Source organism: Citrobacter sp. Igbk 14 (assembly GCF_028069825.1).
Taxonomy (GTDB): domain Bacteria; phylum Pseudomonadota; class Gammaproteobacteria; order Enterobacterales; family Enterobacteriaceae; genus Citrobacter.
This window is the reverse complement of sequence record NZ_JANEWM010000001.1, coordinates 28757-50345: the sequence shown is the minus strand read 5'-3', so window position 1 is coordinate 50345 and position 21589 is coordinate 28757. Positions and strand designations below refer to the sequence as shown.

The window sequence follows — 21589 nt, the reverse complement described above, 5'->3', positions numbered from 1 at the left end:
AATTGGTTATTAAAATGGGTGTTTATTTAATGCAACAATTAGCCAGGTATAGATTTTCATTGCACCAAAAGGTGATTTTTACCAACGCGTTTCTCGTACCATTTAATACCGGCGCGAACCAACGAACCGGTTGAATCAATATATTTTTCAGGTGATGTTTTGACAGCCTCAGCAAGGATGACGGGGACTTCCGTACATCCCAGGACGATAACTTGTGCGCCACGAGAAAAGAGTGCTTGAGCCTGTTCATTCATCAGCATTTGTGCACGCTTAGCATCACCGGCTTTTAAGCAATAGATGCTTTCCATCACTTTTTCCTGACTGGCCGAGTCAGGACTGATGCAGGTTAGCCCAAGCGATTCAATGCCTTTCTGATAGAGACCCATGTATAACGTGGCGTTGGTGGCGAGCAGTCCAATACGTGATTTTCCACAGTTCTTGACCTCGTTGATGGTCGTTTCAACGATACTGAGCAACTCTGTGTGACAGCACTCTTTTAATTCATTAAACCAAAAGTGGGCGGTATTACAGGGGATCACAATACACTCCGCGCCAGCATCTTCGAGTTTATGCATATAATCACGCATTGCCGGGAGTGGGGAATTACCATGATGCATTAATGCGTCAGTTCGGTCAGGAATGTCAGGAATAGATGAAATAATTAATGGGATATGTTCCTGGTCACGTTGTGCCGCGGTAAAGGTGACGAATTTATTAAAGAGATCGACGGTTGCCGCTGGTCCCATACCACCAAGTACGCCAATTAAACCTTTCACGATATATACCTCAATTCACCGATGATTAATATTCAGGCTGTGTTTATCTTGCCCTAATGTTTAACAGCAGTGAGGAGTGAGGAGAAATGCAATGATGTTTTGTTCGATGCAATAAAAGCATGGATGTGGTTTCGTTTGTCACCTCAGCAGGGCGATATTCAGCCTGAGGTCCGACAATACGCGGCAGGCGAGCGGTCGTGGCCGAGGGGGAGGGAGGCATGGTAATGTTGAAAACGAAGGCTTGATGCAAAAAACGAATCACCAGGTGGCGATGATGAATTTCATCTCTGGAAATATTCAGGCATAATGCTTAAAGCCAATTGGCATATTTAAACATCCGCGTGACAGGCATGAAAAATATTGAGACAAAATGGTTATATGATTTCCTGACGCTGGAGGCGTGTCGTCATTTTTCCCAGGCGGCCGAGGAACGCAATATATCCCAACCGGCATTTAGCAGGCGGATCAAGGCGCTCGAATCAGCCGTGGGGGTACAGCTTTTTGATCGCACGACGAGCCCACTGCAACTCACGGAGGAGGGTAAGTTATTCCATTCGCAAACCCGTAGTCTGCTGCAACAGCTGGAATGCAATCTGGATGAGCTAAGTGGGCACAACCTGCTTGGGGTACCCAATATCAAAATAGCGGCGGCACATTCTCTGTCGCTGACTATGTTGCCCCGCTTAGTGCACTCAATGGCGGCCTGGGGGGAAGAGTTTGTTTATCACGTCGAGGCGATTGATGTGGTGCAAGCGGTGAATACCCTGCGTGAAGGGAAAAGTGATTTTATTATCTCCTTTCGGGATGAAGATTTAATGCAGTCACCTTTCTGCGGTTTGAAGGTTTTTGAGTCTGAGCTGTATCCCGTCTGTGCGGCTGACGCGCAGGGGAAGGCGTTGTTTGATATCTATCAGCCGCAGGTGCCGATTCTGAACTATACCAGCACATCCTACATGGGAAGATTGGTAAACCGTCATCTGGCGGAAGTGGGGGGCATTTCTGCTCGTACTCTGTTTATGTCTTCGATGAGTGAGTTATTGAAAAATATGGCATTAGATGGGCATGGTATCGCCTGGCTACCGGCGTGGACTATCGTAAACGAACTGCGCGACAAGCGGCTGGTTTGTCTGCAGACGCCGGAACTGATGGTGCCTATTCAGGCCTATATTTACCGGATGGACACCCGCCTGAATAAAACGGCTGAGCACTTCTGGCGGATTTTGTACAACCACATGCCGGAGGATCTGGTTTCGCTCAGTTAATGCACGCAGTCCGCCTGGCGCATCTGAAAAACCTCCGGTTATCCGGAGGTTTTTTTCTGGCTTGCTCAATTTGCGTTCTACCTCTCATTTTTTCGCGCCCTTGCAAACTGTATCTATAAAAAATTGTGACTCTGTTCATATCTATTTATTTTAGATCTTGCGGATGGATTTACTTTACAAAAAACCTGGCTAACATGAACACGTGTTTGATAGTGAACATGTGCTCTAATAATCATTTTGGTGGTAAGGGTTATTTCTGACGAACTCATTAGTGGTAATTATATTGCCAGGGGACGTGCTATGCGTGAAAAGGAATACATAGTAACCATTGGCTCGGCCAATATGGATGTCGCCGGGTATTCGCATGCTTCTCTGAATTATGCGGACTCGAATCCGGGAAAAATAAAATTTACGCCAGGCGGCGTGGGACGCAATATCGCTCATAATTTGGCGCTGCTGGGGAAAGATTCATGGTTACTGACTGCCGTTGGTAACGATTTCTATGGGCAATCACTGCTGGCGCAAACTAATCAATCTGGTGTTCATGTCGAAAAATGCCTGATTGTTGCTGGAGAAAATACATCAAGCTATTTGTCGCTGCTTGATAATACCGGTGAGATGCTGGTTGCCATTAATGATATGAGTATTACTGACCACATTTCAGCGGATTTTTTGTCGCAACATCGTGATTTTATTCGTGCAGCAAAAGTTATTGTTGCTGACTGTAATATCAGCGAAGACGCGCTGACATGGGTGTTGGAAAACGCGGGTGAGGTACCGGTGTTTGTTGACCCGGTATCGGCATGGAAGTGCGTTAAAATTCGCGAGCAGCTCGGCAAAATCCATACCTTAAAACCTAATCGACTTGAAGCTGAAACCCTGAGTGGTATTGCACTCTCCGGGCGAGAGGATGTTGGCAAAGTTGCCACGTGGTTTCATGAACGCGGCCTAAACCGTCTGGTGCTCAGCATGGGGGGGGACGGTGTTTATTATAGTGATATCTCAGGGAGTAGCGGCTGGTCGCTGCCCATTAAAACTCACGTCATTAATGTTACGGGGGCGGGTGATGCCATGATGGCAGGACTGGCATCATGCTGGGTAGACGGTTTGCCCTTTATTGATTCGGTTCGATTTGCGCAGGGTTGCTCATCTATGGCGCTGGCCTGTGAATATACCAATAACCCTGATTTGTCTGTTGCGAATGTTAGCTCATTAGTGGAGAACACAGAATGTCTGAATTAACTCTTTCCTCTGAATTATTACAAATATCTCCAGAAGTTCAGGAAGCATTAAACAGTAAAAAACCCATTGTTGCACTTGAATCAACCATTATTTCCCATGGTATGCCATTCCCACAAAATGCGCAGACAGCAATTGAAGTAGAAGAAACTATTCGCAAACATGGTGCTGTGCCTGCAACCATTGCCATTATTGGCGGGGTAATGAAAGTGGGCTTGAGTAAAGACGAAATTGAACTTTTAGGACGTGAAGGGCATAACGTTGCTAAAGTAAGTCGTCGAGATTTACCGTTTGTTGTCGCCGCCGGGAAAAATGGCGCAACTACCGTTGCCTCTACCATGATTATTGCCGCTATGGCGGGAATTAAAGTATTTGCAACCGGTGGTATCGGCGGTGTTCACCGCGGGGCTGAGCATACATTTGATATTTCTGCGGATCTGCAAGAACTGGCACATACCAATGTCACGGTTATTTGTGCAGGGGCAAAATCTATTCTCGATCTCGGATTAACAACCGAATATTTAGAAACCTTCGGTGTGCCGCTCATTGGTTATCAGACAACATCACTGCCAGCATTTTTCTGCCGCACCAGCCCGTTTGACGTCAGTATTCGTCTGGACAGCGCAAAAGAAATTGCCCGTGCGATGGCGGTGAAATGGCAAACCGGCCTGAACGGCGGTCTGGTTGTCGCAAACCCAATCCCTGAACAGTTTGCAATGGCAGAGGAAAAAATTAACGCGGCAATCGATAGGGCAGTGAAGGAAGCTGAAGAGCAGGGCGTTGTAGGCAAAGATAGCACGCCGTTCCTTCTGGCACGGGTTGCGGAACTGACCGGAGGCGACAGTCTGAAATCTAACATTCAGTTGGTGTTCAACAACGCCGTACTGGCTTGCGAGATTGCGAAGGAATATCAACGCCTCGCCTGACCGAATGTACCGGGCAGAAAGTGGTCGCCCGTGAATATCAAACCTACCAAAACCTGGCGTTAGCGCCGGGTTTCCTGGCATGAAGGGATTTCATTATGGATATAATGAGAAGTGTTGTGGGTATGGTGGTATTACTGGCCATCGCGTTTCTGCTGTCAGTAAATAAAAAACGTATTAGCCTGCGTACCGTTGGCGCTGCGTTGGTTCTGCAAATCGCCATTGGCGGTATCATGTTGTATTTCCCTCCGGGGAAATGGCTGGTTGAACAGGCGGCACTCGGCGTCCACAAGGTCATGTCATATAGCGATGCAGGTAGTGCATTTATTTTTGGCTCGTTGGTCGGTCCTAAAATGGATGTGCTGTTTGACGGTGCCGGTTTTATCTTTGCCTTCCGGGTTCTCCCTGCCATCATTTTTGTTACCGCGCTGATAAGCCTGCTTTACTACATTGGCGTAATGGGACTGTTGATCCGTGTTCTCGGTGGTATTTTCCAGAAAGCGCTGAACATCAGTAAAATCGAATCATTTGTTGCGGTGACGACGATTTTTCTCGGGCAAAACGAAATTCCGGCAATCGTGAAACCCTTTATTGATCGCCTGAATCGCAATGAGCTGTTTACTGCAATTTGTAGCGGGATGGCGTCTATTGCGGGTTCAATGATGATCGGTTACGCCGGAATGGGGGTCCCCATCGATTATTTGTTGGCGGCATCATTGATGGCAATTCCTGGCGGGATTTTGTTCGCGCGCATGTTGAGCCCGGCAACAGAAGAATCTCGCGTTACCTTCGAGAATCTGTCGTTTACTGAGACACCACCGAAAAGCATCATCGAAGCGGCGGCGAGCGGGGCGATGACCGGGCTGAAGATTGCCGCAGGCGTTGCGACGGTGGTAATGGCATTTGTCGCCATTATTGCGCTAATTAACGGCATTATTGGCGGCGTTGGCGGTTGGTTTGGCTTCGGTCACGCGACCCTGGAAGGCATTTTTGGCTATATCCTGGCTCCGCTGGCGTGGATTATGGGGGTGGACTGGAGCGATGCAACGCTGGCGGGGAGCTTGATCGGGCAGAAGCTGGCGATTAATGAGTTTGTCGCTTATCTCAACTTCTCACCGTACCTGCAAACGGGTGGGACGTTAGATGTGAAGACCATTGCGATTATTTCGTTTGCCCTGTGTGGTTTTGCAAACTTTGGTTCGATTGGTGTTGTCGTCGGTGCGTTTTCAGCCATTGCGCCACAGCGCGCACCGGAAATCGCACAGCTTGGGATGAGAGCACTGGCTGCGGCAACGCTTTCTAACCTGATGAGCGCCACAATAGCCGGCTTCTTTATTGGTTTAGCATAGCCGGATGCTTTGCCGTATGACGGCTAACGCCTTATCCAGCCTACGAGGAAGAGTTGTTGCTTGTAGGCCAGGTGGTAGCAGTTTGCGAGGAAGTGTCATTGTTTGTAGGCCGGATAAGCGTAGCGCCATCCGGCATTACCTCTAAGCGGTTTTCAGCAAATACAGGGCATTATCGGCAGAGAGCGTCGGGTTGTTAATACTGACGCTGGCGCGTGATAATGCTGCACAAGCCATTGCAAACTGCGCGCTTTCGCGGAACGCACTGCCTTCCAGAAAGCTGTATAACAATCCCGCCATAAATGCGTCATCGGCACCGAAGCTGTCTATCACCGTATGCTTCGGCGGTGTCAGTAAAAATTGCTCTCCGTCCTTTTCGCTGCAAAAAACGGATTCGTCTTCCAGACATACAAAGATGCGTTTTACCCCCTGTTGATGGAGGTCGTTGACGGCCTGCACGCGGTCCGCATCCGACTGGACAGGCTTACCCCATAAAATGCCAAGCTCTTTCTGCGTGGGTTTGAGCGTATGAATACGTGTAAACCAGGTCTTCATTTTTGCTGCTTTGAACTCTGAAACGGTATCAATAAATACCGGAATGTCATCAGCAATAGTAAATACCCACTCGATGGCTTCAGCCGTCAGGTTGCAATCTGCCAGCACGACGCCGGAATGGCGGATAAGATCCCGTGAACCGTTCAGCAACTGCGGCGTTAGCTGTTGCAGAATGTGGGTATCGTTAATCGCCAGTACGGTCTCTTCCTGCTGATTTGCGATCGACAAATAGGTGGAGGTGTTATGTCCATGCAGACGAATACAATTGGAAACGTTAACACCGGCCTGACGGGTCTGTTCCAGCAGCGTTTCGCCATAGAAATCGCTGCCAACCGCGGAGATTAAATGCACGTCGCGGCCCAGTAGCGCCAGGTTGTGGGCGATGTTTCGTCCCACGCCGCCGGCAGAACAGTGGATGCTGCCGGGGTTAGATGCGGCTTGAGGATAGTGGATGTCAGCGACACCACGAATATCCATGTTTATTGCCCCGACGACGACGCAATAATCTTGTTCGGTAAGGATATAACCTTTACCTTTGATCATTCCTTTGCGCATCAAATCCATAATATGTGCGGCGACGCGCGAACGGCTGATCTGCAAAATATCGGCGATTTCATTTTGTTGTATCAGCGGATTGCGACGCAGGATCTTAAGGATCTGCTTTTCCCTGTCGTTCATGATTATGCAACCGCCTTTTCAGTTTGCTGCGCTTTCAGCCATGCAATTTCTTCGGCCCAGATATCAGGGTTGATGGTTTCCAGTACCAGTGGGATGCCGTCAAAACGGCTGTCCTGCATGATCCAGCGGAATGCATCGTGACCGATATTGCCTTCCCCTAAGCTATGGTGGCGGTCAACGCGGCTGCCAAATGCGCTCTTGGCATCGTTCAGGTGCATACCGCGTAAATAGTTAAAGCCGACAATACGTTCAAATTCAGCGAATGTCTTTTCACACTCGTCAGCGGAACGCAAATCGTAACCGGCCGCGAAGGCGTGGCAGGTGTCGATGCAGACACCTACACGGGATTTATCCTCGACACCGTCGATGATTGCCGCCAGATGCTCGAACTTAAAACCAAGATTACTGCCTTGCCCGGCGGTGTTTTCAATGACTGCCGTCACGCCCTGAGTCTGAGCAAGGACAATGTTGATTGATTCCGCAATACGCGCCAGGCATTCATCTTCCGGGATCTGCATTAAGTGGCTGCCCGGGTGAAAGTTAAGCAGGGATAAACCAAGCTGCTCGCAGCGCTGCATTTCATCAAGAAAAGCATCGCGTGATTTTTCCAGCGCCTCGCTGACGGGATGGCCGAGGTTAATCAGGTAGCTGTCATGTGGCAGGATTTGTGCGGAGGAAAAGTGATATTTCTCGCAGGCTGACTTGAAGTCATCAATGACTTCAGTGGTCAATGGTGCGGCGCGCCACTGGCGCTGATTTTTGGTGAACAGGGCGAATGCGGTCGCTTCGATTTCTGCAGCTCGAATAGCAGCGTTAGCCAGACCGCCAGCGGCGCTTACATGCGCTCCGATGTATTTCATAATGATTCCCTAAATAGTTCGAGTTGCAGGAAGGTGGCAAGAGAGAGAATCCCCGGGAGCGTACTTCAGTACGTGACTGGGGTGAACGAGCGCAGCCAACGCGCCTGCAACTTGAAATATGACGGGAAAAACCCGCCATACTCAAAAGGGAAGAGTATAGCGGGTTAATGGAGGTGAGTCGTGATCGATTATGCCATCAGCGCGTGGATGGCAACGTTAATCGCGCCACCGCCCACAATCAGCCAGACAAACAGCACCAGTGCCATCAGCAGAGGTTTTGCACCGGCTTTTTTCAGTGCACTCACGTGAGTGGTTAACCCCAGTGCTGCCATCGCCATAGCCAGCAACACGGTGTCCAGCGTAACCAGCATGTTCACCACTGACTGTGGCAGCAGGTGGAACGAGTTAAAAATCGCGACCACAATAAACAGGATGGCAAACCACGGAATAGTGATTTTACTTTTCTCTCCGCCGGTCGCCGGAGACAGTTGTTTAACACGTGCTGCCAGGATGATGAGGAACGGAGCCAGCATCATGACGCGCAGCATTTTAGCAATGACGGCTGCGTTTTCAGCTTCCGGGGTGATTGCATGCCCGGCGGCAACAACCTGTGCAACTTCATGCATCGTGGAGCCAATATAAATCCCGTAGGTTTCCGGGCTAAACCAGTGCGCCAGTAGCGGATACATTGCCGGGTACAGGAAGATAGCAATGGTCCCGAAGATAACCACGGTAGCAACGGCGACCGTTACCTTACTGGCTTCTGCTTTCACCACCGGCTCAGTGGCTAATACCGCGGCGGCACCACAAATGCTGCTCCCCGCGCCAATCAGCCAACTGGTGTGTTTGTCCAGACCAAAGACTTTCTGTCCGAGGAAGCAGGCCAGCATAAAGGTGCTGCTGAGCGTCAGGACATCAATGACGATACCGCTGACACCAACGTCGGCTATTTGGGCGAAGGTGAGGCGGAAACCATACAGGATGATCCCCAGACGCAGTAAATGTTGCTTGGCAAACAGCACGCCACCGTCACAGCTTTTCCAGATTTGTGGATACACGGTGTTGCCGATAACCATCCCGAATAAGATGGCTAAGGTGAGGGCGCTGAACCCGGCACCTGCGACGGCGGGAATGGAACCTCCCCATAAGGCGGCCCCGGTGATAACTGCACTCAGGGCAAGCCCCGGAATAAAATGCCACACTGTACGACGATGATTCTGTAGGGCGAGTTCAGTCATAACCCCTCCTGAACAATTTGAATGATTTCTTGGCAAAAATTGTAAGGTGAAGTGGCTTAAAAATAAAATTGATTATATATTTATAATTAATCTTTATAAGTGGTAAGCACGGGCTACCCGGTGGAAAACGACTATGCATATCACCCTGCGACAACTTGAAGTGTTTGCTGAGGTACTGAAAAGCGGCTCGACGACTCAGGCATCTGTCATGTTGTCATTGTCGCAGTCGGCGGTGAGTGCTGCGCTTACCGATTTAGAAGGGCAACTTGGCGTGCAACTGTTTGACCGTGTCGGCAAGCGGCTGGTCGTCAATGAGCACGGGCGCTTACTCTATCCGCGTGCGTTGGCCTTGCTCGAGCAAACGACAGAAATCGAACAGCTTTTTCGTGAAGATAATGGCGCGATTCGCGTCTATGCCAGTAGCACCATCGGCAACTATATTTTACCTGCCATGATTGCAGGTTACCGGCGTGATTTCCCCGACTTGCCGCTGGAACTCAGCGTGGGCAACAGCCAGGATGTTATCAATGCGGTGCTGGATTTTCGGGTCGACATCGGGCTTATCGAAGGGCCATGTCACAGTACGGAGATCATCTCTGAACCGTGGCTGGAAGATGAACTGGTGGTATTTGCGGCACCGTCATCGCCGCTAACCACGGGCCCGGTGACGCTGGAGCAACTTGCGGCTTCGCCCTGGATCCTGCGCGAACGTGGGTCCGGTACCCGTGAGCTGGTGGATTACCTGTTGTTGTCTCATCTACCGAGATTTCAGATGGCAATGGAGTTGGGTAACTCGGAAGCTATTAAACATGCTGTCCGCCATGGCCTGGGGATCAGCTGCTTGTCACGTCGGGTTATTGCCGAACAACTGCAGGCAGGAACGTTAAGCGAAGTTCCGGTGCCGTTGCCGCGTCTGGTCCGCACGCTTTGGCGCGTCCATCATCGCCAAAAACATCTTTCAAACTCGCTGCTGCGTTTTTTACGTTATAGCGACCAGGTAGAGCAGGTTGAATAAGACGCTGATGCGTCGCACCTGCAATGAACACCCCATCTTCAACTGAGGGCAATCGTCATACGTTGCCCAGTTTCTGCTTTACTTATAATCCGCGGCCAGTCATGAAGGTCTCTTATAACTGCGCATTTGTGCCGGAAGAATGCCATTTCGTCTGCTACAATCGCGCCTCATTTTTTGGATGGATAGCATTTTCACATGGTTTCCGAAACTAAAACCACAGAAGCGCCCACGCTACGCCGTGAACTGAAGGCGCGTCACCTGACGATGATCGCCATTGGCGGTTCCATCGGTACGGGTCTTTTCGTTGCATCTGGTGCAACTATTTCTGCGGCGGGTCCTGGCGGCGCGCTGTTTTCCTATATTCTGATTGGCCTGATGGTGTACTTCCTGATGACCAGTCTCGGTGAGCTGGCAGCCTATATGCCGGTTTCCGGTTCGTTCTCTACCTACGGTCAGAACTATGTAGAAGAAGGCTTTGGCTTCGCGCTCGGCTGGAACTACTGGTACAACTGGGCGGTAACTATCGCCGTGGACCTGGTGGCCGCACAATTGGTCATGAGCTGGTGGTTCCCGGATACGCCAGGCTGGATCTGGAGTGCGCTGTTCCTTGGCGTTATCTTCCTGCTGAACTACATTTCGGTACGTGGATTTGGCGAAGCAGAGTATTGGTTCTCACTGATCAAAGTTACCACCGTGATTATCTTCATCGTGGTTGGCGTGATGATGATTATCGGTATCTTCAAAGGTGCTCAACCGGTGGGTTGGAGTAACTGGACGACAGGTGATGCCCCCTTTGCTGGCGGTTTTGCTGCCATGATTGGTGTGGCGATGATCGTCGGCTTCTCCTTCCAGGGGACCGAGTTGATTGGTATCGCCGCGGGCGAATCTGAAGATCCAGAGAAGAACATTCCGCGCGCGGTGCGCCAGGTATTCTGGCGAATCCTGCTGTTTTATGTGTTCGCGATTTTGATTATCAGCCTGATTATCCCGTATACCGATCCGAGCCTGCTGCGCAATGATGTAAAAGATATCAGCGTCAGCCCGTTCACGCTGGTATTCCAGCACGCGGGTCTGCTGTCTGCGGCGGCGGTGATGAACGCCGTTATCCTGACAGCGGTGCTGTCGGCGGGTAATTCCGGCATGTATGCATCAACACGTATGCTCTACACCCTGGCATGTGACGGTAAAGCGCCGCGTATTTTCTCTAAACTGTCTCGTGGCGGTGTACCGCGTAACGCGCTGTATGCAACGACTGTCGTGGCAGGTCTGTGCTTCCTGACATCCATGTTTGGTAACCAGACTGTGTACCTGTGGCTGTTGAACACCTCCGGGATGACGGGTTTTATCGCCTGGCTGGGAATTGCAATTAGCCACTATCGTTTCCGTCGTGGTTATGTGTTGCAGGGCCATGATATTAAGGATCTGCCGTATCGTTCTGGCTTCTTCCCTCTGGGGCCGATTTTTGCCTTTGTTCTGTGCCTGATAATCACCCTGGGTCAAAACTACGAAGCGTTCCTGAAAGATACCATTGACTGGGGTGGCGTAATGGCAACCTACATTGGTATCCCGCTGTTCCTGATCATCTGGTTTGGCTATAAGCTGACCAAAGGAACCCGTTTCGTTCGTTACAGCGAAATGCACTTTCCGAAACGTGTGAAGAAGTAATCTTGTACCTGATGGTACCGCGCTTATCCGACCTACGTAAGATAGTGTAGGTCGGGTAAGGCCTCCGTGCTGCCATCCGGCAGACAATAACCCTCCCCCGGCACTCACCCTGTTCAGTTAACATTTTAGTTTCAGAAAGCATCAACATGTGTTGGCGAGGTAATGAACATGCTCTCTCTGAGAAAGGGTTCCGTTCACCTCATGTTCATCGCTTTTCTGCACCCTGAACGCCGGTGAACGTGTTAAGGGTGCTATCGCGCACCCTTAACAATCCCGGCTCCCGGCACGCCTGACCACCTGTATTTTTATTTGAACATGTTGGAACAGCAAAACAGATTTAACTGAAAGTCAGAGAGTTGAAGCGACACCCTGGTCCGGCTGAAAATCGATGAGGCGTTGACGGCTGACCGGGGCTGCCCGCAGGGATGCGGGCAGAGGGGACGGCCTGCAGGGACGCAGGCTCGACCCCGACCCGACAGGCAGACGGCATAAGACGAATAGCTCGCGCAGCGACGATTTTCCGTGCCGGGAGCCTGGGTTGCAAGGGAGGCGGCGGTGAGCCTCCCTTGCACGTTCACGGGTATCTGTGATTCAAAGAAGTGATACCGTTGAAGTGAACGGAACCCCGTAGCGGAATAAAATGTTCTCCATACATGCTTAACTAACAGGCATTAGACATTCACCTTGCCGGGGTTTTTATTGTCCTAACTTTAGAAGTTGTAAGTCAGGCCAACAGTGTAGCGACGACCATCAAGCACGGTGTCATAGGTATCGTAATCAATCTGTTTATCCAGCACGTTATACACGCCAGCAGTAAGCAGTACATCTTTGGTTGCGTAGTAACGCATACCGATATCGACCTGGGTATAGGAAGGGGTGCCTTGCGCCATAGAGGTACGACTCAGGTATTCTGATGTTTTGCCACGCAGATTCAAACGGCTCCAGAAACCGATATCCTGCGTAGCCTGCCAGTCCAGGGTGGTGTTAAACATATGCTTTGGCATTTTGTTTAACGGCTGACCCGAGAACTGGCCGCTTTTCTGTTCAGATTCCGTATAGGTGTAGTTTGCCGTCCAGTTGATGTCGGAGGTTATTTTCCAGCCGAAGGTGGATTCGACGCCGCGCATATTGGCTTTATCAACGTTAACCCGATCGCTGACAAAGTCGTAATGGGTGCTGCCAATAGTACAAGCCGGATCGGCACTGCTGTTACAGCGACGCACTTCGGTGATTTTGTTTTTGAAGTCGGTATTGAACAGCGTGACGCCCGCATTGAGGTCGTTGCCGTTATCCCACAGTAAACCGATCTCTTCGCTCAGGCTTTTTTCTGGTTTCAGATCCGGGTTGCCGACAATGATACCGTTCAGACGACCGCCGCCGGTCACTTGCCCCCAGCTTGCGGATGACTGGCGCAGATCCGGCGCACGATAGCCCGCAGAAACACCGCCTTTTAATGTCCACTGATCGCTCAGGTGCCATACGCCATAGCCGCGCGGCGTCCAGTTGTCACCGTAGTTTTCATCTTTATCCATACGCAGACCGCCGGTCAGCGTGAAAGTATCGGTAACCGCCCATTCGTCTTCGGCAAACAGTGCCCAGCTCCAGCGGGTCAATTTGTTCAGACCGTCAGCTGCTTGCAGTTGGTTGCCGTTATCGCGCAGTTTTTCATAACGGTATTGCCCGCCAACTGTCAGGGTGTGTGCCCCGAGGAAGACCTGGTTCTGGTTATTGAAGATCGTGTTGTAGGACTTCATCTGACGACCAGGGTTTTTGGTCTCTTCCTGCTGAACATAGCTGGTGCTGTTGAAATCGTCGTAATAACCGCTGTGGGTTAATGAATACGTTGTGTGTTCATAACGGTTGTAGCTTTTGCTGTTTGGCTTACAAACACCGTTACGGCAGTTTTCTGCCGCCATCGATTCGCCCGGCGTGCTGTTGCGATCCTGTAGTTCATGCGCGACATCGAAGTCGATGTCATTTTTATCATCCGGGGTGAAGTTGAGGGTGAGTCCGCCGTTGCGCAGGCGCTGTTCATTGTAACCATTGACTATCTTATCTTCTCCGCGATGGGAGAACAGCCCGGTCACTTTTGCACCGAGTAGCCCGTCGATCAGTGGTCCGGACGCGTAGGCATTTGTCTGGTAAAGGTCACCGGAGTCCCGATCTTCCTGGAAGGTGGCGTCGCCATGCAGGGAGCCGGTCCAGGCTTTAGTATTCGAGACTTTTTTGGTGATCACGTTAATCACGCCGCCCATGGCGTCAGAGCCGTACAGAGACGACATCGGGCCGCGGATCACTTCGATACGTTCGATGGATTCCAGTGGCGGCAGCCAGCCTTGCTCAATACCCGCGTTGTCACTGTTCGGGCGCGTACCGCGTGTGCTGATACGTTTGCCGTTAACCAGGAAGAGTGTGTATTGCGAGGCCATACCGCGGATGCTGATATCACTGCTGCTACCGCCGCCGGTGACAACAACACCAGGGACGTCTTTCAGTGCATCGGTCACATCGCGATACGCTTTATCTTCGATCTGCTGCTTGGTAATAACCGAAATGGAGGCGGGGGCATCCTGAATTTTTTGCTCAAACCCGGTGGCGGTGACGACCACGGTATCCTGGTCGGCGGCATAAACGAGTGATGGGAGACTCGCGACGCATACTGCGGCGGCTACAGCCTTAACGTGAGGTATAGTCATTTGTATCATTCCATTTAAATGAATCTAACTGCGTGTCATGTGAAAGGCCATGACAATTGTATGTATTTGTCTTTTAAGGACTCTTTTCAGTAAAGAAGCGGGGGGATTGTACAAAAGTATGAATTTTTGTAAACACAAATGATAATAGAAATCATTTGTGTTTGATATAAAATTTGGGGAAGTGTTTATAAAATCAATGAGATAGCGGCGAAATAAAAATGGATAAAAAGTGAAGGAATAATGGAGAAACCAAGAGGGCTTGCGCCCTCGAAGGCTACTTCAGCAGCAGATACTGGGCGTGGAAACGCAGGTGATCTTCAATAAACGATGCAATGAAGTAATAGCTATGATCATAGCCAGGCTGAATGCGTAATGTCATCGGCCATGCAGTCTGACGGGCGGTTTCGGCCAGGACTGCGGGTTGCAACTGGTCGGCGAGAAACTGATCGCTATCCCCCTGATCAATAAGCGTTGGGATCGCATCTTCGGGTTTGCTGGCTAGCATCAGCGCACAGCTGTCCCATTCCGCCCACCGTGATTTATCTTCACCCAGGTAGGCGCTAAAGGCTTTCTCACCCCACGATACGCGACATGGATTGACGATGGGGGCAAAGGCAGAAACGCTGGTGTATTTACCAGGGTTTTTCAGTGCCATGATCAGTGCACCATGCCCCCCCATTGAGTGCCCGCTGATGGCGCAGCGATCGCTGACGTTAAACTGTGACTGAATGAGTGCTGGCAGCTCATCACGCATATAGTCATACATGCGGAAATGTGAGGCCCACGGTTGTTGCGTGGCATTGAGATAAAATCCGGCACCCTGGCCTAAATCGTAGCCTTCATCATTGGCGACCTGTTCCCCACGCGGGCTGGTATCAGGCATCACCAGAACGATGCCCAGTTCAGCCGCAATACGTTGTGCTCCGGCTTTAGTGGTGAAGTTTTCATCATTGCAGGTCAAGCCTGACAGCCAGTACAGCACCGGAGGCGGGGTGTTATCCCGGGGAGGTGGAAGAAAAATACTGAAGGTCATGGTGCAATTTAGCGTGGTGGAGTCATGACGCCAGCGTTGCTGCCAGCCTTCAAAACAGCGGTGCTCTTCAAGCATTTCCATGCGTGGCTCCTTATTGTGTTGAACCTGAATGTGTTTGCGAACTCACCATAATACAGATTATTCATTGCACTGTGAGTAACTTTCACTTCCGCATTGAGCAAACATACTTCATCATCTATATAACTTTACATTAACACTCGAATTCACCCGGTTGAACGATGTTTGAAATCTGTGTGCTAAAAGGCAGCACCAATTTCAATAATTATCGCGGTGAATACTGGATTATGTGCGCCGCCTCACGCACAATGTTCTGGCTGTGACACAGCCTAAAAACTTTGCCCCACGCAGGGCAGAGGCGCCCCACCTGCAGGAGAAAAAGAAATGTCATCACTCAGTAAAGAAGCGGCCCTGGTTCATGAAGCGCTGGTCGCGCGTGGTCTTGAAACACCGCTACGCCCGCCCGTGCAAGAGATGGATAATGAAACGCGCAAACGTCTTATCTCCGGTCATATGACCGAGATAATGCAATTGCTCAATCTTGATTTGAGCGATGACAGTCTGATGGAAACGCCACATCGCATCGCAAAAATGTATGTCGATGAGATTTTCTCCGGCCTCGATTACGCCAATTTCCCTAAAATCACCGTCATTGAAAATAAGATGAAAGTGGATGAGATGGTCACGGTTCGCGATATCACGCTGACCAGCACCTGCGAACATCACTTCGTCACGATTGATGGCAAAGCGACGGTGGCCTATATTCCGAAAGATTCGGTCATCGGTCTGTCGAAGATTAACCGCATTGTGCAGTTCTTCGCTCAGCGCCCGCAGGTCCAGGAACGGTTGACTCAGCAAATTCTCACCGCGCTGCAAACGCTGCTCGGGACGAATAATGTGGCGGTGTCAATTGATGCTGTGCATTACTGCGTGAAAGCGCGTGGTATCCGTGATGCGACCAGCGCCACCACCACCACCTCGCTTGGCGGATTGTTTAAGTCCAGCCAGAATACGCGTCAGGAATTCCTGCGCGCCGTGCGTCACCACAACTGATCAGGGCAGGGGCCATGGAGCGTAATGTCACGCTGGATTTTATTCGTGGCGTCGCCATCCTCGGCATCCTGCTTCTCAATATTAGCGCCTTTGGTCTGCCAAAGGCGGCCTATCTGAATCCTGCCTGGTACGGCAGCATTACCCCGTCAGATGCCTGGACCTGGGCTGTGCTTGATCTCTTTGCGCAGGTGAAATTCCTCACGCTGTTTGCGCTGCTGTTTGGCGCGGGTCTGCAGATGCTGCTACCGCGAGGCAAACGTTGGATCCAGTCGCGACTCACTTTGCTGGTCCTGCTGGGGTTTATTCACGGTTTGCTGTTCTGGGATGGCGATATCCTGCTGGCGTATGGCCTCATCGGGCTGATTTGCTGGCGGTTGGTTCGCGATGCCCCTTCCGTCAAAAGTCTGTTTAATACCGGCGTGTTGCTCTATCTGGTGGGCGTTGGCGTGCTGTTGCTGCTGGGGTTTATCTCCGGAAGTGAGACCAGCCGGGCCTGGACACCGGATGCTTCTGCGTTGCTGTATGAGAAGTACTGGAAGATTAACGGCGGTATGGAAGCGGTCAGTAATCGTGTGGATATGCTGTCGAATAGCTTACTGGCGCTGGGCGCACAGTACGGCTGGCAGTTGGCGGGGATGATGCTGCTGGGCGCGGCATTGATGCGCAGCGGTTGGCTGAAAGGGCAGTACAGCTTGCAGCACTATCGACGTACCGGCGCGTTATTGGTCATTATTGGCATTGCGATTAACCTGCCTGCTATCGTTGCGCAGTGGCATCTGGATTGGGCATATCGCTGGTGCGCTTTTCTGTTGCAGGCTCCGCGTGAGCTGGGCGCGCCGTTTCAGACAATTGGTTATGCCGCGTTGCTGTTTGGTTTCTGGCCGCAGCTGAGCCGCTTAAAAGGGGTTGTTGCGATAGCCTGCGTTGGGCGCATGGCGCTGACCAACTATCTGTTACAAACCTTAATTTGCACCACGCTGTTTTATCAATTTGGCTTATTTATGAAATATGACCGACTGGCGCTGCTGTTATTTGTCATTCCGGTCTGGGCCGTTAACCTGCTTTTCTCCGTCATTTGGTTGCATTTTTACCGGCAAGGCCCGGTAGAATGGCTATGGCGTCAATTAACCCTGCGTGCGTCAGGGACATCATTACCGCGAACATCCAGATAACGATCTGGATCACATTCATTAACAAAATGGATGTAAGCGCTTTCATTCCTGTGACATCACTCACGCAGTCCGTTTCGTTGTGCTGACAAAATACACAGCCTGGGGTGTCTGCGGGCAGCCGCAATCTAAAACAGGGCAGTGAATATGGTAACCATACGTGATGTGGCACGGCAGTCTGGCGTTTCTGTAGCGACTGTTTCCCGCGTACTCAACAACAGCGCGCTGGTGAGTCCTGACACGCGTGAAGCGGTAATGAAAGCAGTGACTCAGCTCGGCTATCGCCCAAACGCCAATGCACAAGCGCTGGCGACGCAGGTGAGCGACACGATTGGTGTCGTGGTGATGGATGTTTCAGATGCTTTTTTTGGCGCGCTGGTCAAAGCCGTGGACCTGGTTGCCCAGCAGCATCAGAAGTACGTCCTGATAGGCAACAGCTACCACGAAGCTGAAAAAGAACGTCACGCCATTGAGGTACTGATTCGTCAGCGTTGTAACGCACTGATTGTTCACTCGAAAGCGTTGAGCGATCGCGAGCTGGCGGAGTTTATGGATCAGATCCCCGGTATGGTGCTGATCAACCGCATTGTGCCGGGCTATGCGCATCGCTGCGTCTGTCTGGATAATATTAGTGGCGCTAAAATGGCAACCCGCATGCTGCTGAATAATGGGCATCAACGTATTGGTTACCTGGCATCAAGTCACCGCATTGAGGACGACGCAATGCGTAAAGAAGGGTGGCTAAGTGCCCTGAAAGAACAGGGTGTTACTCCTGCCGACAGCTGGATAGGTACTGGTTCACCGGATATGCAGGGCGGAGAGTCCGCAATGGTGGAACTGCTGGGACGCAACCTGCAACTGACGGCTGTCTTCGCTTACAACGACAATATGGCCGCTGGCGCGCTAACGGCGCTAAAAGACAACGGCATCGCCATTCCATTACATCTGTCTATCATTGGTTTCGACGATATTCCCATCGCACGTTACACCGACCCGCAGCTGACAACGGTGCGCTATCCTATTGCTTCTATGGCAAAAATGGCCACCGAGCTTGCGCTACAAGGCGCGGCGGGAACGCTGGATCCTGATGCAACTCATTGCTTTATGCCGACACTGGTGCGGCGCCATTCTGTGGCTTTGCGGCAGAATGCGGCACCGATCACTAACTGATAATGTCGGGCTATGTAACCGCTTTCAATATGTGAGTAAATTCACAGTATCTTAACAATGCGATAGCTATGATGACACTGTTTGCTGCGCTGTAACTACTATGTAACGGTGAATAATCACTTTCATCGAGGTATAGGCGTCTTAAACAAAAATTAAAGCCTGTTTTTGGAGCGTTGCCAGACACGGAAGAAATATTTTTAAAAGTGAGCTTCGGCGTTCAGTAACACTTCAGTAACGTTCTGCCTGCCGAGCATTTATCTCAAGCACTACCCTGCATAATAAAACCGGAGATACCATGAATAAGAAGGTGTTGACCCTGTCTGCTGTAATGGCAAGTATGTTATTCGGCGCGGCTGCGCACGCTGCTGATACCCGCATTGGTGTGACTATCTATAAATATGACGATAACTTTATGTCTGTGGTACGTAAGGCTATTGAAAAAGATGCCAAAGCGGCACCGGATGTACAGTTGCTGATGAATGACTCGCAAAACGATCAGTCCAAACAGAACGATCAGATTGATGTGTTGTTGGCAAAAGGCGTTAAAGCACTGGCCATCAACCTGGTTGACCCGGCAGCAGCAGGAACGGTAATTGAAAAAGCGCGTGGTCAGAACGTACCGATTGTATTCTTCAACAAAGAGCCTTCCCGTAAAGCGCTGGACAGCTATGACAAAGCCTATTACGTCGGTACTGACTCCAAAGAGTCCGGGATTATTCAGGGTGATTTGATTGCCAAGCACTGGGCCGCTAACCCGAACTGGGATCTGAATAAAGACGGCAAAATTCAGTTTGTACTGCTGAAAGGCGAACCGGGACATCCGGATGCCGAAGCACGTACGACTTACGTGATTAAAGAGCTGAACGATAAAGGCATTAAAACTGAGCAGTTGCAGTTAGATACCGCAATGTGGGATACCGCCCAGGCGAAAGATAAAATGGATGCGTGGATGTCTGGTCCTAACGCAAACAAAATTGAAGTGGTTATCGCCAACAATGACGCCATGGCGATGGGTGCAGTTGAAGCGCTGAAAGCGCACAACAAAACCAGCGTCCCGGTATTTGGCGTCGATGCGCTGCCTGAAGCGCTGGCTCTGGTGAAATCTGGTGCCATGGCCGGTACCGTGCTGAACGATGCAAACAACCAGGCGAAAGCGACCTTTGATCTGGCGAGAAACCTGGCTGATGGCAAAGGCGCGGCAGACGGTACCAACTGGAAAATTGAGAACAAAATTGTTCGCGTTCCATATGTAGGTGTCGATAAAGATAATCTGGCAGAGTTCACCAACAAATAAATACTCCGTCTGTGGGCGCAATTTCATTGCGCCCTTAATTACGCACTCTGCAAGGCCAACAAGGTATAATTATGGTCAGCACTAATACTCAGTCGTCAGGCGAATACTTGTTGGAAATGAGCGGCATCAACAAGTCCTTTCCCGGCGTTAAGGCTCTTGATAATGTCAATTTAAAAGTCCGCCCACATTCTATTCATGCTCTGATGGGCGAGAATGGCGCTGGAAAGTCAACATTATTAAAATGTCTTTTTGGGATCTATCAAAAAGATTCCGGTAGTATTTTATTTCAGGGTAAAGAAATCGATTTTCATTCTGCTAAAGAAGCGCTTGAGAATGGTATTTCAATGGTACACCAGGAATTAAACCTGGTATTACAACGTTCTGTAATGGACAACATGTGGCTGGGGCGCTATCCCACCAAAGGTATGTTTGTCGATCAGGAAAAAATGTACCGCGATACCAAAGCGATTTTCGATGAACTGGATATTGATATCGATCCGCGTGCGCGTGTCGGAACATTATCTGTTTCGCAAATGCAGATGATTGAAATTGCGAAAGCATTTTCGTATGACGCCAAAATCGTCATTATGGATGAACCGACCTCATCGTTAACCGAGAAAGAGGTTAATCATCTGTTTACCATCATCCGTAAGCTGAAAGAGCGTGGGTGCGGGATTGTGTATATTTCTCACAAAATGGAAGAAATCTTTCAACTGTGTGATGAAATTACCGTGCTGCGCGACGGTCAATGGATTGCGACCCAGCCGCTGGAAGGGCTGGACATGGATAAGATCATCGCCATGATGGTCGGACGTTCATTGAACCAACGTTTCCCGGATAAAGAGAATAAGCCGGGAGAAGTGATTCTGGAAGTGCGTAACCTGACTTCTCTGCGTCAGCCGTCGATTCGTGATATCTCTTTTGATCTCCATAAAGGGGAGATTCTCGGCATTGCCGGTCTGGTTGGCGCGAAACGCACCGATATCGTTGAAACGTTGTTTGGCATTCGTGAGAAATCATCGGGCACGATTACGCTCCACGGCAAAAAAATCAATAACCACAGCGCGAATGAAGCGATTAACCATGGTTTTGCGCTGGTCACCGAAGAGCGTCGCTCAACCGGTATTTATGCCTATCTGGACATTGGTTTTAACTCGTTAATTTCCAATATCCAAAACTATAAAAATAAAGTCGGCCTGCTGGATAACTCCCGCATGAAGAGCGATACCCAGTGGGTAATTGACTCGATGAGGGTAAAAACACCAGGGCATCGTACGCAAATTGGTTCGCTTTCTGGTGGTAATCAGCAAAAGGTGGTCATTGGCCGTTGGTTGTTAACGCAGCCTGAAATCCTGATGCTGGATGAACCTACACGCGGTATCGATGTTGGTGCAAAATTTGAGATTTATCAGTTGATTGCTGAACTGGCGAAAAAAGGAAAGGGGATCATTATTATTTCCTCTGAAATGCCAGAATTGCTAGGTATTACCGATCGTATTCTGGTGATGAGCAATGGCCTCGTCGCGGGAATTGTTGAAACCAAAACCACAACGCAAAACGAAATCCTCCGTCTTGCGTCTTTGCACCTTTAAGATTAGG

17 protein-coding genes are annotated in these 21589 nt (G+C 50.3%); 11 read left to right on the top strand and 6 right to left on the bottom strand.

What is annotated here, in order from left to right; genetic code table 11:
- Window positions 1-56: 56 nt before the first annotated feature.
- Entirely contained in the window at window positions 57-776 is a 720-nt protein-coding gene (locus tag NNN64_RS00220) for an aspartate/glutamate racemase family protein (RefSeq protein WP_137384075.1), read from the bottom strand.
- Between the two features lie 350 nt (window positions 777-1126).
- Between NNN64_RS00220 and hypT the strand changes: the two genes are divergently transcribed.
- The 4 genes from hypT (at window position 1127) to NNN64_RS00200 (ending at window position 5549) form a co-directional block, all read left to right on the top strand.
- Window positions 1127-2038, top strand: coding sequence for a hypochlorite stress DNA-binding transcriptional regulator HypT (hypT, locus tag NNN64_RS00215; protein WP_061068168.1), 912 nt, complete (start codon window positions 1127-1129; stop codon window positions 2036-2038).
- Window positions 2039-2338: 300 nt separating this feature from the next.
- Window positions 2339-3280, top strand: coding sequence for a pseudouridine kinase (locus NNN64_RS00210; protein WP_271440071.1), 942 nt, complete (start codon window positions 2339-2341; stop codon window positions 3278-3280).
- On the top strand, window positions 3268-4203 hold the full coding sequence (locus NNN64_RS00205) for a pseudouridine-5'-phosphate glycosidase (RefSeq protein ID WP_048211160.1): 936 nt from the start codon (window positions 3268-3270) through the stop codon (window positions 4201-4203). Before NNN64_RS00210 ends, NNN64_RS00205 begins: the two co-directional genes overlap by 13 nt.
- A gap of 95 nt (window positions 4204-4298) precedes the next feature.
- On the top strand, window positions 4299-5549 hold the full coding sequence (locus NNN64_RS00200; RefSeq protein ID WP_271440070.1) for a NupC/NupG family nucleoside CNT transporter: 1251 nt from the start codon (window positions 4299-4301) through the stop codon (window positions 5547-5549).
- Window positions 5550-5690: 141 nt separating this feature from the next.
- Here the strand turns inward: NNN64_RS00200 and NNN64_RS00195 are convergent, their stop codons facing one another.
- The 3 genes from NNN64_RS00195 to NNN64_RS00185 all read right to left on the bottom strand — a co-directional run bounded on the left by NNN64_RS00195 (window position 5691) and on the right by NNN64_RS00185 (window position 8877).
- Window positions 5691-6779, bottom strand: coding sequence for a sugar kinase (locus NNN64_RS00195; RefSeq protein ID WP_271440069.1), 1089 nt, complete (start codon window positions 6777-6779; stop codon window positions 5691-5693).
- A 2-nt stretch (window positions 6780-6781) separates the two neighbouring features.
- Window positions 6782-7639, bottom strand: coding sequence for a deoxyribonuclease IV (gene nfo, locus NNN64_RS00190; protein ID WP_271440068.1), 858 nt, complete (start codon window positions 7637-7639; stop codon window positions 6782-6784).
- Window positions 7640-7827: 188 nt separating this feature from the next.
- Window positions 7828-8877: a YeiH family protein gene (locus NNN64_RS00185; RefSeq protein ID WP_137383674.1), complete on the bottom strand. Its 1050-nt coding sequence runs from the start codon at window positions 8875-8877 to the stop codon at window positions 7828-7830.
- A 133-nt stretch (window positions 8878-9010) separates the two neighbouring features.
- On the opposite strand from NNN64_RS00185, the gene yieE reads away from it, so the two are divergent.
- Window positions 9011-9892 (top strand): DNA-binding transcriptional regulator YeiE, encoded by an 882-nt coding sequence (gene yieE, locus NNN64_RS00180; RefSeq protein WP_048211165.1) that lies wholly within the window; start codon window positions 9011-9013, stop codon window positions 9890-9892.
- A 195-nt stretch (window positions 9893-10087) separates the two neighbouring features.
- Window positions 10088-11557: a lysine-specific permease gene (gene lysP / locus NNN64_RS00175; protein ID WP_137383673.1), complete on the top strand. Its 1470-nt coding sequence runs from the start codon at window positions 10088-10090 to the stop codon at window positions 11555-11557.
- A 710-nt stretch (window positions 11558-12267) separates the two neighbouring features.
- On the opposite strand, the gene NNN64_RS00170 is transcribed toward lysP, so the two are convergent.
- Together NNN64_RS00170 and fghA are read right to left on the bottom strand one after the other, a co-directional pair.
- Entirely contained in the window at window positions 12268-14253 is a 1986-nt protein-coding gene (locus NNN64_RS00170) for a ligand-gated channel protein (RefSeq protein ID WP_271440067.1), read from the bottom strand.
- Between the two features lie 274 nt (window positions 14254-14527).
- On the bottom strand, window positions 14528-15367 hold the full coding sequence (gene fghA, locus NNN64_RS00165; RefSeq protein ID WP_271440066.1) for an S-formylglutathione hydrolase: 840 nt from the start codon (window positions 15365-15367) through the stop codon (window positions 14528-14530).
- Between the two features lie 321 nt (window positions 15368-15688).
- On the opposite strand from fghA, the gene folE reads away from it, so the two are divergent.
- From folE to mglA, 5 genes are all read left to right on the top strand, one after another.
- The gene (folE, locus tag NNN64_RS00160; protein ID WP_003027410.1) at window positions 15689-16357 is read left to right on the top strand and encodes a GTP cyclohydrolase I FolE; all 669 of its coding nucleotides are present in this window, start codon (window positions 15689-15691) and stop codon (window positions 16355-16357) included.
- 14 nt (window positions 16358-16371) lie between these two features.
- The gene (yeiB, locus tag NNN64_RS00155) at window positions 16372-17529 is read left to right on the top strand and encodes a DUF418 domain-containing protein YeiB (RefSeq protein ID WP_137382284.1); all 1158 of its coding nucleotides are present in this window, start codon (window positions 16372-16374) and stop codon (window positions 17527-17529) included.
- Window positions 17530-17673: 144 nt separating this feature from the next.
- Window positions 17674-18696: an HTH-type transcriptional regulator GalS gene (galS, locus tag NNN64_RS00150; RefSeq protein ID WP_271440065.1), complete on the top strand. Its 1023-nt coding sequence runs from the start codon at window positions 17674-17676 to the stop codon at window positions 18694-18696.
- 295 nt (window positions 18697-18991) lie between these two features.
- The gene (mglB, locus tag NNN64_RS00145; RefSeq protein ID WP_043016958.1) at window positions 18992-19990 is read left to right on the top strand and encodes a galactose/glucose ABC transporter substrate-binding protein MglB; all 999 of its coding nucleotides are present in this window, start codon (window positions 18992-18994) and stop codon (window positions 19988-19990) included.
- A gap of 71 nt (window positions 19991-20061) precedes the next feature.
- Window positions 20062-21582 carry a galactose/methyl galactoside ABC transporter ATP-binding protein MglA gene (gene mglA / locus NNN64_RS00140; RefSeq protein ID WP_048211171.1) on the top strand — a complete coding sequence of 507 codons (1521 nt, stop codon included), beginning with the start codon at window positions 20062-20064 and terminating at the stop codon, window positions 21580-21582.
- Window positions 21583-21589 lie beyond the last annotated feature (7 nt).

What these genes read in the sequence shown, in the direction of transcription:
- nfo (WP_271440068.1), bottom strand. Translation starts at nt 7,639, where the DNA reads ATGAAATACATCGGAGCGCATGTAAGCGCCGCTGGCGGTCTGGCTAAC.
- mglB (WP_043016958.1), top strand. Translation starts at nt 18,992, where the DNA reads ATGAATAAGAAGGTGTTGACCCTGTCTGCTGTAATGGCAAGTATGTTA.
- hypT (WP_061068168.1), top strand. Translation starts at nt 1,127, where the DNA reads ATGAAAAATATTGAGACAAAATGGTTATATGATTTCCTGACGCTGGAG.
- NNN64_RS00200 (WP_271440070.1), top strand. Translation starts at nt 4,299, where the DNA reads ATGGATATAATGAGAAGTGTTGTGGGTATGGTGGTATTACTGGCCATC.
- yeiB (WP_137382284.1), top strand. Translation starts at nt 16,372, where the DNA reads ATGGAGCGTAATGTCACGCTGGATTTTATTCGTGGCGTCGCCATCCTC.
- NNN64_RS00205 (WP_048211160.1), top strand. Translation starts at nt 3,268, where the DNA reads ATGTCTGAATTAACTCTTTCCTCTGAATTATTACAAATATCTCCAGAA.
- galS (WP_271440065.1), top strand. Translation starts at nt 17,674, where the DNA reads ATGGTAACCATACGTGATGTGGCACGGCAGTCTGGCGTTTCTGTAGCG.
- folE (WP_003027410.1), top strand. Translation starts at nt 15,689, where the DNA reads ATGTCATCACTCAGTAAAGAAGCGGCCCTGGTTCATGAAGCGCTGGTC.
- NNN64_RS00170 (WP_271440067.1), bottom strand. Translation starts at nt 14,253, where the DNA reads ATGACTATACCTCACGTTAAGGCTGTAGCCGCCGCAGTATGCGTCGCG.
- NNN64_RS00185 (WP_137383674.1), bottom strand. Translation starts at nt 8,877, where the DNA reads ATGACTGAACTCGCCCTACAGAATCATCGTCGTACAGTGTGGCATTTT.
- NNN64_RS00210 (WP_271440071.1), top strand. Translation starts at nt 2,339, where the DNA reads ATGCGTGAAAAGGAATACATAGTAACCATTGGCTCGGCCAATATGGAT.
- fghA (WP_271440066.1), bottom strand. Translation starts at nt 15,367, where the DNA reads ATGGAAATGCTTGAAGAGCACCGCTGTTTTGAAGGCTGGCAGCAACGC.
- mglA (WP_048211171.1), top strand. Translation starts at nt 20,062, where the DNA reads ATGGTCAGCACTAATACTCAGTCGTCAGGCGAATACTTGTTGGAAATG.
- NNN64_RS00195 (WP_271440069.1), bottom strand. Translation starts at nt 6,779, where the DNA reads ATGAACGACAGGGAAAAGCAGATCCTTAAGATCCTGCGTCGCAATCCG.
- lysP (WP_137383673.1), top strand. Translation starts at nt 10,088, where the DNA reads ATGGTTTCCGAAACTAAAACCACAGAAGCGCCCACGCTACGCCGTGAA.
- yieE (WP_048211165.1), top strand. Translation starts at nt 9,011, where the DNA reads ATGCATATCACCCTGCGACAACTTGAAGTGTTTGCTGAGGTACTGAAA.